The organism is Glutamicibacter sp. FR1 (assembly GCF_047300825.1).
Classification (GTDB): domain Bacteria; phylum Actinomycetota; class Actinomycetes; order Actinomycetales; family Micrococcaceae; genus Glutamicibacter; species Glutamicibacter nicotianae.
The window spans coordinates 2,009,733-2,022,044 of sequence record NZ_CP178602.1 but is presented as its reverse complement, the minus strand read 5'-3'; the positions used below and the strand labels follow the sequence as shown (position 1 = coordinate 2,022,044).

Annotated in this window: 10 protein-coding genes; 9 read left to right on the top strand and 1 reads right to left on the bottom strand. The window is 62.4% G+C overall.

Features of this window, described 5'->3' with window-relative positions; genetic code table 11:
• Positions 1–14: 14 nt before the first annotated feature.
• Positions 15–674 carry an MBL fold metallo-hydrolase gene (locus ACLQ8T_RS09750; protein ID WP_413454532.1) on the bottom strand — a complete coding sequence of 220 codons (660 nt, stop codon included), beginning with the start codon at positions 672–674 and terminating at the stop codon, positions 15–17.
• A gap of 79 nt (positions 675–753) precedes the next feature.
• On the opposite strand from ACLQ8T_RS09750, the gene ACLQ8T_RS09745 reads away from it, so the two are divergent.
• From ACLQ8T_RS09745 to whiA, 9 genes are all read left to right on the top strand, one after another.
• Complete coding sequence (locus ACLQ8T_RS09745; protein ID WP_413454531.1) at positions 754–1,131, top strand: GntR family transcriptional regulator; 378 nt, start codon at positions 754–756, stop codon at positions 1,129–1,131.
• 111 nt (positions 1,132–1,242) lie between these two features.
• Complete coding sequence (locus ACLQ8T_RS09740; RefSeq protein WP_413454530.1) at positions 1,243–2,805, top strand: hypothetical protein; 1,563 nt, start codon at positions 1,243–1,245, stop codon at positions 2,803–2,805.
• Positions 2,806–3,034: 229 nt separating this feature from the next.
• Positions 3,035–5,905 carry an excinuclease ABC subunit UvrA gene (uvrA, locus tag ACLQ8T_RS09735; protein WP_413454529.1) on the top strand — a complete coding sequence of 957 codons (2,871 nt, stop codon included), beginning with the start codon at positions 3,035–3,037 and terminating at the stop codon, positions 5,903–5,905.
• An 86-nt stretch (positions 5,906–5,991) separates the two neighbouring features.
• Entirely contained in the window at positions 5,992–6,696 is a 705-nt protein-coding gene (locus tag ACLQ8T_RS09730; RefSeq protein ID WP_239543334.1) for an HAD hydrolase-like protein, read from the top strand.
• The gene (locus tag ACLQ8T_RS09725; protein ID WP_038990762.1) at positions 6,697–7,368 is read left to right on the top strand and encodes a lysophospholipid acyltransferase family protein; all 672 of its coding nucleotides are present in this window, start codon (positions 6,697–6,699) and stop codon (positions 7,366–7,368) included.
• 3 nt (positions 7,369–7,371) lie between these two features.
• A complete protein-coding gene (uvrC, locus tag ACLQ8T_RS09720; protein WP_413454528.1) occupies positions 7,372–9,315 on the top strand; it encodes an excinuclease ABC subunit UvrC in 1,944 nt (647 codons plus the stop codon).
• Positions 9,316–9,324: 9 nt separating this feature from the next.
• Positions 9,325–10,218 carry an RNase adapter RapZ gene (gene rapZ, locus ACLQ8T_RS09715; protein ID WP_204722342.1) on the top strand — a complete coding sequence of 298 codons (894 nt, stop codon included), beginning with the start codon at positions 9,325–9,327 and terminating at the stop codon, positions 10,216–10,218.
• Between the two features lie 5 nt (positions 10,219–10,223).
• The gene (locus tag ACLQ8T_RS09710; RefSeq protein WP_204722341.1) at positions 10,224–11,249 is read left to right on the top strand and encodes a gluconeogenesis factor YvcK family protein; all 1,026 of its coding nucleotides are present in this window, start codon (positions 10,224–10,226) and stop codon (positions 11,247–11,249) included.
• Between the two features lie 27 nt (positions 11,250–11,276).
• A complete protein-coding gene (gene whiA / locus ACLQ8T_RS09705; protein ID WP_413454527.1) occupies positions 11,277–12,257 on the top strand; it encodes a DNA-binding protein WhiA in 981 nt (326 codons plus the stop codon).
• Positions 12,258–12,312 lie beyond the last annotated feature (55 nt).

Here is a 12,312-nt window from a genome sequence, read left to right as displayed (position 1 = left end):
GCTGCTGCAAGCTCCTACCAGCCGCGTTCCAGCCACTCGGGCAGTGAGGGGCGTTCGGCGCCCAGCGTGGTGCCATCACCATGGCCCGGAAGGATCACCGTCTCATCCGGGAACCGATCGAAGATCCGGGAAGTGACATCGGCATAAAGCGACGCGAAACGCTCTGGATCCTTCCATGTATTCCCTACGCCTCCGGGGAAAAGACTGTCCCCAGTGAGGATGATGTGCTGTCCGGAAGAATCCGCGAGCGCGAATGCAATGGAGCCAGGGGTGTGGCCACGCAGGTGGATTGCTTCGAGCGTGACCTCGCCCAACTGGATTTGATCGCCATGGGAGAGCGGGTGCGCCACCTGCATGCCGGATTCTTCCAGGATGCCGGCGACATCATCGGCCCCCGCATAGGTAGGGACCGGGTAAGCGGCCACTGCGTCGGACAGGGCGCGGACGTGGTCCCAGTGCTGATGGGTCGTGGCGATCGTGGCGACCTGCACTTCGCCCTTCGGCGTGTCGGCCGCAGCCGCTGCCAGCAAGTCCTGAATGGCCGGGAATTCATCCGCGGCGTCGATCAGTATTTGCTGTCCGCTGGCCTTGTCGGTCACGACGTAGACGTTGTTGGACATGTCCGAAACCGAAATCCAGCGAACACTGAAGTCATCTAGCTGTAGTTCATTCATTCCTCCAGACTACGGTGAAACCGGTCCGCCACACGATAGGCTCGAGAGACATGAAGCACACGACGAAACGGAACATCGCATGACCGAGTTGCCCTTCCTGCGCGTGGACACGGAATCCACGGTGGCCCCGTACCAGCAAGTCCGCGAGCAAATCCTGTCGGCAGTGGCCGAGGGCAAGCTTGCTCCGGGCACCAAGCTCCCCTCGGTGCGCGCGCTCGCCGGCACCCTAGGTTTGGCGGTCAATACCGTGGCCAAGGCGTACAAGGAGCTCGAACTCCAGGGCGCGGTCGTCACCCGCGGACGCCACGGCACGGTCATCCAGGCCGCCGAGGACCGGGCCGAGCAGGAAGTCAGCGATGCCGCCGCAGACCTGGCGCGGATCTCGCAGCAATGGTCGGTGGATGAGGACACCGCTGTGAAGTACCTCAGGGCAGCTTTCAGCTCGCTGCCCCAATAACACGTCCGCATCGACCGCATCCCAGCAGCGATTCTGGTCGACTGCACGCAACACAACGCACATCACGCGTCAGCACCTGAGAATGAGAACAAGACAATTGGGAGTCCGCCCATGAAAGCATTGCGCACCACGAACCGCCACCGACAGCTGGCTGCCGCCCTCGGGGCCACCTTGCTCTTGGGCACGCTAGCCGCATGCTCCGCCACTGAGACCGAACAGCCCGTGCGGGATCTGGGGCAGGAACAAGTGCAGGCCGCATGGACGAGCAAGGACAAACTGCTCTCCGAAGCCCACGTCGACGAGGCTGAGAGTATCGTGCTCGCCTACACGCTGGACGGCAAGACTCCCTATCTCGTAGCCCGGGACCTGGCCACCGGAGTAGAAATCTGGAAGGAGAAGTCCGGAGTCGGCAACACGCCATCCGGCATTGCCTTCGAGGTCAGCGTGGTGGAAAACAATGGCAAGAAATACGTGTCACTGCTGCAGCTGGTGGAGAAGGATAAGGTGCGGCCCGCGGTGCTCGACCTGAAAACCGGGCAGCGGGTATCCAAGGATCCGGGATCCCTCTACAACATCGATCGCCCCACTGAATGCGACAACAGCTGGTGCACGATCGCGGCCAGCCCCGACACCGGAGGGAACATTGCCGACTACTACTACGACTGGCATTCGAACAGCTGGAAGAAGGCAAAGAAGGCCAGCGAAATGCCTGATCCGAAGAAAAATCTCGGGGACTACTACCTCGGTGAAGGGCTTTCCATCTCCAGCGACCAGGAATCCGGCAGATCGGTCCTGAGCTATGCCCATGAGGGAGCTCTGGCGTGGAGCAAGGACTACGAAGAAATCTACGATGAGCACTACTCCACGGGCGGAGGCTGGGCTTGGGAGACCTTCGACGGGGAACAAAGTACATTGGTGGGCTCCGGCAATCGCACCTTCTACCAGTTTGAACTCGGCGGGGGGGATTTCGAGTGGGATATGGCAACGGATTCCATGCTGGTGGGGCTTGACCCGCAGACCGGCGATGGCCGTTGGTCGTTGCCCGGCGCGGATTACTCCTGCTTGGGCATCCTCGATCTGTACGGCGTTCACACCGATAGCACCCTGGTGACCTGCCAGATCAATTCCGGTACTGCCGAGGTCAATGCCCAAGATGATGGCACTGCCAAGCTCGGCGGCATCAAGAACTTCGAGGGAAATTTCGTCGGCATCGATGTCCACAGCGGCAAGAAAAAGTGGAGCTTCCCCATGCCGGATATGGCCGACAATGAACTGGTGAAGAAACTGCGCTTGCAGCAGCAATTCCTGGCCGGTGACAAGTCAGTGGTCTTGCCGCTAGCCGAAGGCGCGCAGGTCGTCGACATCGACAGCGGGAAAGCCGTCGGCATCGAGCAAGGGTTGGGGCAGACCGTGTTGTGCACCATGGAACTTGAAGGTGTCGACGTGCAACGCTCGGGCAATGACAAGGACACCGCGAACCTGTTGCCGGCAACGACAGTCCAGTCCTGCGACCGCGACACTCGCAAAAAGAGCGATCAATTGCCGTTGTTCGCCGAATTCCAGCGGGCCGGCTACCAGGAAGGCGCCACCGTGGTCCTGGAAGGCGAAAAGGGCTTGACCGCTTACACCATGCCGTCTGCCACCGATCCAGCCCCGGAATCCGTCGATAAGTAGAGTCCACGGCGCTGTGCTTGGGGTGCCGAATGGAGGCGGCGGACTGCCCGCGAGCGAACAGCCCAGCAGTCATTCGCGGGCAGTACCTTGTTGGCAGTCCAGCGCTTGGACTTGTTTTGGCGCTGGCCTGGCGCGCTCTCCGAGCGCCGGATCAGCGGTTTGCAGATTTAACTGTGAGTTGCATCCATTCGTACATGTATTCGAAGCAGTTTTCGATTAGTATTGCTTCGTGGCTATTACTGCAGAGAGCAAAAGAACAGATCTGACTCGCCTGGTCGTCAAGGGGGCCCGCGAGCACAACCTGAAGAACGTGGACATTGATCTGCCGCGTGACGCGATGATCGTCTTCACCGGCCTGTCCGGTTCGGGCAAATCCTCCTTGGCCTTCGACACCATCTTCGCCGAAGGCCAGCGCCGCTACGTCGAATCGCTCTCAGCCTACGCCCGCATGTTCCTCGGCCAGGTGGACAAGCCGGATGTGGATTTCATCGAGGGCCTGTCGCCAGCGGTGTCCATCGACCAGAAGTCGACCAGCCGCAACCCGCGCTCCACCGTGGGCACGATTACCGAAGTGTACGACTACATGCGCCTGCTCTGGGCGCGTGTGGGCCGTGCGCATTGCCCGATCTGCCACGAACCGATCTCCAAGCAGACGCCGCAGCAGATCGTCGACCAGCTGATGGAGCTTCCGGAGAAGACCCGTTTCCAGATCCTCGCCCCGGTGGTGCGCTCGCGCAAGGGCGAATTCGTCGACCTGTTCGCCGAGCTTTCCTCCAAGGGCTTCGCCCGTGCCCGGGTGGACGGTGAAACCATCCAGCTGAACGATCCGCCAAAGCTGGCCAAGCAGGTCAAGCACACCATCGAGGTGGTGGTGGACCGCCTGGCCATCAAGGAAGACGCCCGCCAGCGCCTGACCGACTCCATCGAAACCGCCCTGGGCATTGCCGAAGGCCGCGTGCTGGCCGACTTCGTCGACCTGGACGCGGATGACCCCAAGCGCGTGCGCGCGTTCTCCGAGAACCTGGCCTGCCCCAATGAGCACCCGCTGGCCATCGATGAGATCGAACCGCGCACATTCTCCTTCAATAACCCGTTCGGTGCCTGCTCGGCCTGCTCCGGCATCGGCACCAAGCTGGAAGTCGACGAGCACCTGATCGTACCGGACACCGAGGTCACCCTGGCCGAGGGCGCGATCGCCCCATGGTCGCTGGGCAAGGCCACCACCGAATACTGGAACCGGCTGATCGAGGGCCTGGGCAATGAGCTCGGCTTCACCATGGACACCCGCTGGCAGGACCTGCCGGCCGCCGCCCGCGAAGCGATCCTCAACGGCAAGGACCACAAGGTGGTCGTGCAGTACAAGAACCGCTTCGGCCGCGAACGCAAGTACTCCACCGGCTTCGAGGGCGTCATCTCCTATGTGCACCGCAAGCACCAGGAGACCGAATCCGACCACGCGCGCGACCGCTACGAGCAGTACATGCGCCAGATCCCGTGCCCTACCTGCGGCGGCGCGCGACTGAACCCGGCATCGCTCTCGGTCCTGGTGGGCGGGCGCTCCATCGCCGAGGTCTCCGCCATGGACCTGCGCAGTGCCGCGGAATTCCTCTCCTCGATCGAGCTCAGCGCACGCGAGGCGCAGATCGCCGCGCAGGTGCTCAAGGAAATCGACGCGCGCATGAAGTTCCTGCTGGACGTCGGGCTGGAATACCTGACCCTGGAACGCGCCGCCGGCACCCTGTCAGGCGGCGAGGCGCAGCGCATCCGCCTGGCCACTCAGATCGGCTCCGGCTTGGTGGGCGTGCTCTACGTCCTGGACGAGCCGTCCATCGGCCTGCACCAGCGCGACAACCGCCGGCTCATCGACACCCTGCTGCACCTGCGTTCGCTGGGCAACACGCTGATCGTGGTGGAGCACGACGAGGACACCATCGCCGAAGCCGACTGGATCGTGGATATCGGCCCGGGCGCCGGCGAGCACGGTGGCGAAGTGGTGCATTCCGGTTCCTTGGAAGACCTGAAGCAGAACACGAAGTCGCTGACCGGCGACTACCTTTCGGGCCGCAAGCAGATCGACATTCCGGCCAAGCGCCGCAAGGTCGACAAGGACCGCAAGCTCAAGGTGGTCGGAGCCAGCGAGAACAACCTGCAGAACATCTCGGTCGAATTCCCCCTGGGCGTGCTGACCGCGGTGACCGGCGTGTCCGGATCGGGCAAGTCCACCCTGGTCAACGACATCCTCTACAAGGTGCTGGCCAATAAGCTCAATGGTGCCAAGCAGGTGCCGGGCCGGCACACCCGTGTACAGGGCCTGGAGCACCTGGACAAGGTGGTCCACGTGGACCAATCGCCGATCGGCCGTACCCCGCGATCGAACCCTGCCACCTACACGGGCGTTTTCGACCACATCCGCAAGCTGTTCGCAGAGACCAATGAGGCGAAGCTGCGCGGATACCAGCCGGGCCGCTTCTCCTTCAACGTCAAGGGCGGGCGCTGCGAGTCCTGCTCGGGCGATGGCACGCTGAAGATCGAGATGAACTTCCTGCCCGACGTGTACGTGCCGTGCGAGGTTTGCCATGGCGCCCGCTACAACCGCGAGACCCTGCAGGTGCTGTACAAGGGCAAGAACATTGCCGACGTGCTGGACATGCCGATTGCCGAAGGCGCCGAATTCTTCAGCGCGTTCACCCCGATCGCCCGCCACCTGCGCACGCTCGTGGACGTGGGCCTGGGCTATGTGCGCCTGGGGCAGCCGGCCACCACGCTCTCGGGCGGCGAAGCTCAGCGCGTGAAGCTCGCTGCCGAGCTTCAGAAGCGGTCCAATGGCCGCTCGATCTACGTCCTGGATGAGCCGACCACCGGCCTGCACTTCGAAGATATCCGCAAGCTGCTCAAGGTGCTGCAGGGGCTGGTCGACAAGGGCAATACCGTGCTGACCATCGAGCACAACCTGGATGTGATCAAGTCGGCGGACTGGGTGATCGACTTGGGTCCGGAAGGCGGTTCGGGCGGTGGCACGATTTTGGCCACTGGCACCCCGGAGAAGGTGGCCAAGGTGGCCGATTCGCACACCGGAAAGTTCCTCGCCGAGATCCTGTAATGCCTCGCAGAGAATGTTCGACATATGCAATTTCAGTTATGGATTGCTAACCCGCGTCCGCTTCATGGGAAGATGGCTAGGTGAATATGTCGGTAACAAGTGTGCTCTTTGATCTGGATGGGACCCTCGTGGACCCTGCCGGTGCCATCACTTCGGGTATCCGCCACGCGGTGACCTCCCATGGTTTGGCCGATCCGGGCGAAGCCCGGGTCGAGGCGCTGGTGGGCCCGCCCCTGCAAATCGGCTTGCGTACGCTCGACGGGGTCACCGACGATAACATCGGCTCCATCATTGCCGCCTACCGCGCCCGGTATGCGGATACGGGCATGGCCGAATCGGTGATCTACCCGGGCATGGTGCCGCTTTTGGACGCATTGCGATCGGCCGGGATCCACGTCGCGGTGACCACGGCCAAGCCGATCAACATCGCGCGCCAGCTCATCGCCCGAAAAGGGCTGGATGAGCATCTCGACGCGATTCACGGCAATGCGGATGAACACGGGAGCATGGGTTCGAGCAAGACGCACATCGTCGCCAAGGCTTTGGAACACGGCCAGCTGGACCCGGAGCGCAGCGTCGTGGTGGGGGACCGTCACTACGATTGGGATGCCGCCCGCGAGAATTCGGTGGCATCCATCGGTGTCGCCTGGGGCTTTGCCCAGGGCGATGAACTGCAGCAGGCGGACGCCATAGCCGTGACCGCCCGGGATCTGGCCGTGCTGCTGCTCGGCGCGGAACGGGCAAACACCATTAACTTCGACGAAGACTTCATGCAGGAAGGTGCAAAGTAGATGAGCATCTACACCATGACCCGTTCGTCGATTCGGGGCATCATCCACGGCGTCTGCCGTGCGGAAGTGACCGGGCTGGAGAACGTCCCGAAAGAAGGCGGCTTCATTGTCGCCTCCAACCACCTGTCTTTTTTCGACTCCCTGATCATCCAGGCGCTGACCCCGCGCGACGTGGCGTTCTTCGCGAAGGCTGAATACTTCACCACTCCTGGCCTGAAGGGCAAGATGATGAAGACCTTCTTCGAATCCGTGGGATCCATCCCGGTGCAGCGTGGCGAGCAGGCGGCCTCCGTGGCGGCGCTCGACTCGCTGGTGGAAATCATCGAGGGCGGCTCAGGCATCGGAATCTACCCGGAAGGCACCCGTTCGCGCGACGGCAAGCTTTACCGGGGACGCACCGGCGTGGGCTGGCTGGCGCTGACCACCGGTGTGCCAGTGGTCCCGGTCGGGCTGATCGGCACGGAGAAGTTGCAGCCTGCTGGCTCCAAGGGCTTCAAGCCCGCCAAATTCCAGATCCACTATGGCGAGCCGCTGTACTTCGACCAGCTGGGACGCAAGCACCCGTTGCCGCAGCGCCGCCAGGCCACAGACCGGATAGTGGATGCGATCGCCGAACTGTCCGGCCAGGAACGCGTCGATTCCTACAACCAGCTGCCGCCGGACGCGAAATAGGCCATGGCTGATCCGGCAAGCTACCGTCCGAAGACCTCGGACATCCCCACGAAACCGGGCGTGTACCGTTTCCGCGACGAACACGGCCGGGTCATCTACGTCGGCAAAGCCAAGGTCCTGCGCAACCGCTTGACCTCATACTTCGCCAACCCAGATCGGCTCACGCCCAAAACCCGGGCGATGGTCTTCACCGCCGGGTCTGTGGAATGGACCGTGGTGGGGTCCGAGCTGGAAGCGCTGCAGCTGGAGTATTCCTGGATCAAGGAATACAACCCCCGGTTCAATATCGTTTTCCGCGACGACAAGACCTACCCGTACCTGGCTGTCACGCTCAATGAGAAGTACCCGCGCGCCCTGGTGATGCGCGGTGACAAGCGCAAGGGCGTGAAGTATTTCGGCCCGTTCTATCCGGCCAAGGCCATCCGCGAAACCCTCGATACGCTGCTGCGGGTCTTTCCCGTGCGCAGCTGCGCACCCGGCGTGTTCAAGCGTGCCGAAGCCTCGGGCCGTCCGTGCCTCTTGGGCTACATCGACAAGTGCTCAGCTCCCTGCGTCGGACGGATCAGCGAGGAAGACCATCGCCAACTGGCCGATGACCTCTGCACCTTCATGGGCGGCGAGGCGACCAAGTTCACCAAGGCGCTGACCGTGAAGATGCAGGAAGCCGTCGCGGAGCTCGAATACGAGAAGGCCGCCCGCTATCGCGATGACATCGCTGCCTTGAACCGGGTCTTCGAACGCAACGCAGTGGTCCTTGACGACCGGACCGAAGCCGACATCTTCGGCATCCATGGCGATGAGCTGGAAGCCGCCGTGCAGGTCTTCCATGTCCGCGACGGCCGCATCCGCTCGCAGCGCGGCTGGGTCGTTGAAAAAGTCGCAGATACCACCGACGCAGAATTCGTCGAGCAGCTGCTCACCCAGATTTACGCCGATCACGCAGACCGGATTCCCAAGGAAATCCTGGTTCCGGCACTGCCTGAAGACATCGAGGATGTCACCACCTGGCTTACCGAGCTGCGCGGATCCAAGGTCTCCCTGCGCGTCGCCCAGCGGGGCGATAAGGCGGCTTTGGCAACTACCGTTGTGGAGAACGCGGAACAAGCGCTGCGTCTGCACAAATCGAAGCGCGCAAGCGATATCACCACGCGATCGCTGGCCATGCAGGAACTGCAGGATGCCCTGGGAGCAGAGCAGGCGCTGCTGCGCATCGAATGCTATGACGCGTCGCATACCCAGGGAACTAACGTGGTCGCTTCCATGGTGGTCTTCGAGGACGGTCTTCCGAAGAAGAGCGAGTACCGCAAGTTCTCCATCACCGGGGACGCCGCACGCGACGATACCGCCAGCATGTACGACGTGATCTACCGCCGCTTCAGCCGCTACCTGAAGGAAAAGGTCGACCCGACGAGCTTCGCCACCGGGCAAGTGGATGAAGCCACCGGCGAGCAGGAAAAGAAGAAATTCTCCTACCCGCCTTCCCTGGTGGTCGTCGATGGCGGCCCGCCGCAGGTGGCCGCCGCGCAAAAGGCCATGGACGATCTGGGAATCGATGATATTCCCGTCGTCGGCCTGGCCAAGCGCCTGGAGGAACTGTGGCTGCCGGATGATCCGTTCCCGGTGATCCTGCCGCGAGCTTCCGCCTCGCTGTATCTGGTCCAGCGGCTTCGTGACGAGGCCCACCGTTTCGCGATCACCTTCCATCGGGCCAAGCGGGCCAAATCGATGATCGCTTCCGATCTGGATGCCATCCCGGGCCTGGGCAAGGCCAAGCAGGCCGCCCTGCGCAAGCACTTCGGGTCGATGAAGAAGATCCGGGCCGCAAGCGTCGCCGAACTGATGGAAGTGCCCGGCGTCGGTGAAAAACTTGCTACTTCCATCAAAGAGTCCCTAGAAGACGCTTCATTAACCGGTGTGAATATGACTACCGGCGAAATTGTCGACTAGCCTTGTGATATGACCGCTGAGTATGAAGCAGTAAAACCCCCTGAGTCCGAACTCGTGATCGTGACAGGCATGTCAGGTGCCGGTCGCACCACCGTCGCGCATGCTCTGGAAGACCAGGGCTGGTACGTGGTGGAGAACCTTCCACCGGCCATGCTCGGACCCCTGACCGAGATGATGAGCCGCTCGCAGGGTTCCATTCCGAAGATGGCTGTCGTGATGGACGTGCGCTCCAAGGAAATGTTCCCGGAGATCCGCGACGCGTTGGCGAACCTGACGGCCAGCGGAGTGAAATTCCGGCTGGTCTACCTGGATGCCAGCGACGAGGTGCTGATTCGCCGCTTCGAGCAGGGACGCCGGCCGCACCCGCTGCAGAACGACGGCCGCATCGTCGACGGCATCAAGCGCGAACGTGGAATCACCGACCAATTGCGCGAAGCCGCCGAAATCATCCTGGACTCCACGACCATGTCGGTGCACGACTTGGCGCGTGCAGTCAATGAGCTGTTCAGCGAATCCGGGCCGATCATCCTGCGCATCAACGTCATGAGCTTCGGCTTCAAGTACGGCCTGCCGGCAGACGCCAACTACGTGGCAGACGTCCGCTTCATTCCCAACCCCCACTGGGTTCCTGAACTGCGCCCGCAGACGGGCAAGGACAAGGAAGTCTCGGACTATGTCCTCAGCCAGGAAGGAACCAGCGAGTTCATCACGAACTACCTGAAGGCGCTTGAACCAGTCTTCGAGGGCTACCGCCGCGAGAACAAGCATTACGCGACCATCGCGGTGGGCTGCACCGGCGGCAAGCACCGTTCGGTGGCAACCACCATCGAGCTTGGCCGGCGGCTGGCACAGTTCCCGAACGTACGGGTGAACATCAGCCACCGAGATCTGGGGCGTGAGTAGGAGCCATGGCCTTTGCCACAGGTCCGATCCCGATCCAGGGACTGACGCGAAGCGATGATTACCGCAACCCATCGGTGGTTGCCTTGGGCGGGGGGCATGGCTTGTCCTCCTCGCTTTCTGCCCTGCGCCGCCTGACTACCGACCTCACCGCCATCGTTACGGTGGCCGATGACGGCGGCAGCTCCGGGCGCCTTCGGGGCTCGTTCGATGTGCTGCCCCCGGGCGACTTGCGCATGGCCTTGGCTGCGCTGTGCGATGACAACGACTGGGGTCGGACCTGGCGCGATGTCATGCAGTACCGCTTCGAATCGACCGAAAACATCGAAGAGCCCTTGAACGGCCATGCCGTTGGCAACCTGCTGATCCTTGCTCTCTGGGAGTTGCTCGACAACCCGGTAGCTGGACTGCGCTGGGCCGGGGCGCTGCTCGGCGCCCGCGGCCAGGTCCTGCCGATGAGCACCGTTCCGTTGTCCATCCATGGCGAGGTACTCGAATCGGACCCGGTGAACGACACCTTGGTGCGCCGCCGCATCGATGGGCAGGCCAAGCTGGCTCGCGCCGGTTCTGGCGGACTGGTCACCAATGTCTATCTGGAACCATCCAATGCGCCGGCCTGCTCCGAAGCGCTGGAATCCATCGATCTGGCGGACTGGGTGATTCTTGGTCCCGGATCCTGGTACACCTCGGTGCTGCCGCATCTGCTGCTGCCAGATATGCGCCAAGCTCTGGCATCGACAACAGCCAAGAAGCTGCTGACCATGAATCTGGCCTTCGACACCGCCGAGACCGCCGGGATGGATGCCGCCGCGCACTTGGAGGTGCTGGTCCGCTACGCACCCGAGATCAAGTTCGATGCGATTATCGCCGACGAATCCAAGATTCGTAACAAAGAGCGATTTGAGCTGGCAGCGCAAAAACTCGGCGCGCGGGTCTTTTTTAGTACAGTAGGAGTATCTGACGGTCGTGCCGTGCATGACCCGTTGCGACTAGCGGCGGCCTATCATGAGGTGTTTACCGCGATCGGATCTTAGGAAGATCCAAGTAAGGGAGTTTGATTCATGGCATTGACGGCTTCCGTCAAAGACGAGCTGTCGCGGGTAGAGATTCGCAAGCCGTCGGTCCGCAAGGCCGAGGTTTCGACCATGCTGCGCTTCAGCGGCGGACTGCATATTGTCTCCGGACGAATTGTCATTGAAGCAGAAGTGGATCTGGCAGCAACCGCCCGGCGGTTGAAGATCGCTATTGGCGAGCTGTACGGGCACGATGCCGAGATCGTAATGGTTTCCGGTTCTGGCATCCGCAAGGGGAGCCGCTACATCGTGCGCGTGTCCACGGATGGAGAAGTGCTGGCCCGCCAGACTGGCCTGCTTGATCAGCGCGGCCGGCCGGTACGCGGCCTGCCCTCGGTCATCGTCAACGGTTCCACCGCCGACGCCGAAGCGGTATGGCGTGGCGCATTCCTGTCCCATGGTTCGCTGACCGAACCCGGACGCAGTTCCGCATTGGAAATTACCTGCCCTGGACCGGAAGCAGCATTGGCCCTGGTCGGTGCGGCTCGCCGCCTGGGTCTAACGGTCAAGGCCCGCGAGGTGCGCGGCGTTGACCGCGTAGTGATCCGTGATGGCGATGCCATCGCCCAGCTGCTCACCCGCATGGGCGCCCACGATGCGCTGATGGTCTGGGAAGAACGCCGCATGCGCAAGGAAGTGCGCGCCACCGCCAACCGCCTGGCGAACTTCGACGACGCCAACCTGCGGCGCAGTGCCCAGGCGGCGGTCGCTGCCGGGGCGCGCGTCGAGCGTGCGCTGGGAATCTTGGGCGACGAGGTTCCAGAGCACCTGCGCTATGCGGGGCTGCTGCGCCTGGAGCACAAGCAAGCCTCCTTGGATGAGCTCGGCCGCATGGCCGAACCGCCAATGACCAAGGACGCCATCGCTGGCCGAATTCGCCGCCTCTTGGCTATGGCGGATAAAAAGGCGAGCGATCTGGGAATACCAGGTACGGAGTCCAGCGTTCCAGGAGAAGAACTGGAACACTAAAAATGTCCCCGCGGGAGCCCTCCCGTGGAGATTCAACCAATTGAGAAGATTGAGG

Bases quoted from the DNA above. Each gene is read 5' to 3' on its own strand.
- ACLQ8T_RS09750 (WP_413454532.1), bottom strand. From the start codon at position 674: ATGAATGAACTACAGCTAGATGACTTCAGTGTTCGCTGGATTTCGGTT.
- ACLQ8T_RS09745 (WP_413454531.1), top strand. From the start codon at position 754: ATGACCGAGTTGCCCTTCCTGCGCGTGGACACGGAATCCACGGTGGCC.
- ACLQ8T_RS09740 (WP_413454530.1), top strand. From the start codon at position 1,243: ATGAAAGCATTGCGCACCACGAACCGCCACCGACAGCTGGCTGCCGCC.
- ACLQ8T_RS09730 (WP_239543334.1), top strand. From the start codon at position 5,992: ATGTCGGTAACAAGTGTGCTCTTTGATCTGGATGGGACCCTCGTGGAC.
- ACLQ8T_RS09725 (WP_038990762.1), top strand. From the start codon at position 6,697: ATGAGCATCTACACCATGACCCGTTCGTCGATTCGGGGCATCATCCAC.
- uvrC (WP_413454528.1), top strand. From the start codon at position 7,372: ATGGCTGATCCGGCAAGCTACCGTCCGAAGACCTCGGACATCCCCACG.
- rapZ (WP_204722342.1), top strand. From the start codon at position 9,325: ATGACCGCTGAGTATGAAGCAGTAAAACCCCCTGAGTCCGAACTCGTG.
- ACLQ8T_RS09710 (WP_204722341.1), top strand. From the start codon at position 10,224: ATGGCCTTTGCCACAGGTCCGATCCCGATCCAGGGACTGACGCGAAGC.
- whiA (WP_413454527.1), top strand. From the start codon at position 11,277: ATGGCATTGACGGCTTCCGTCAAAGACGAGCTGTCGCGGGTAGAGATT.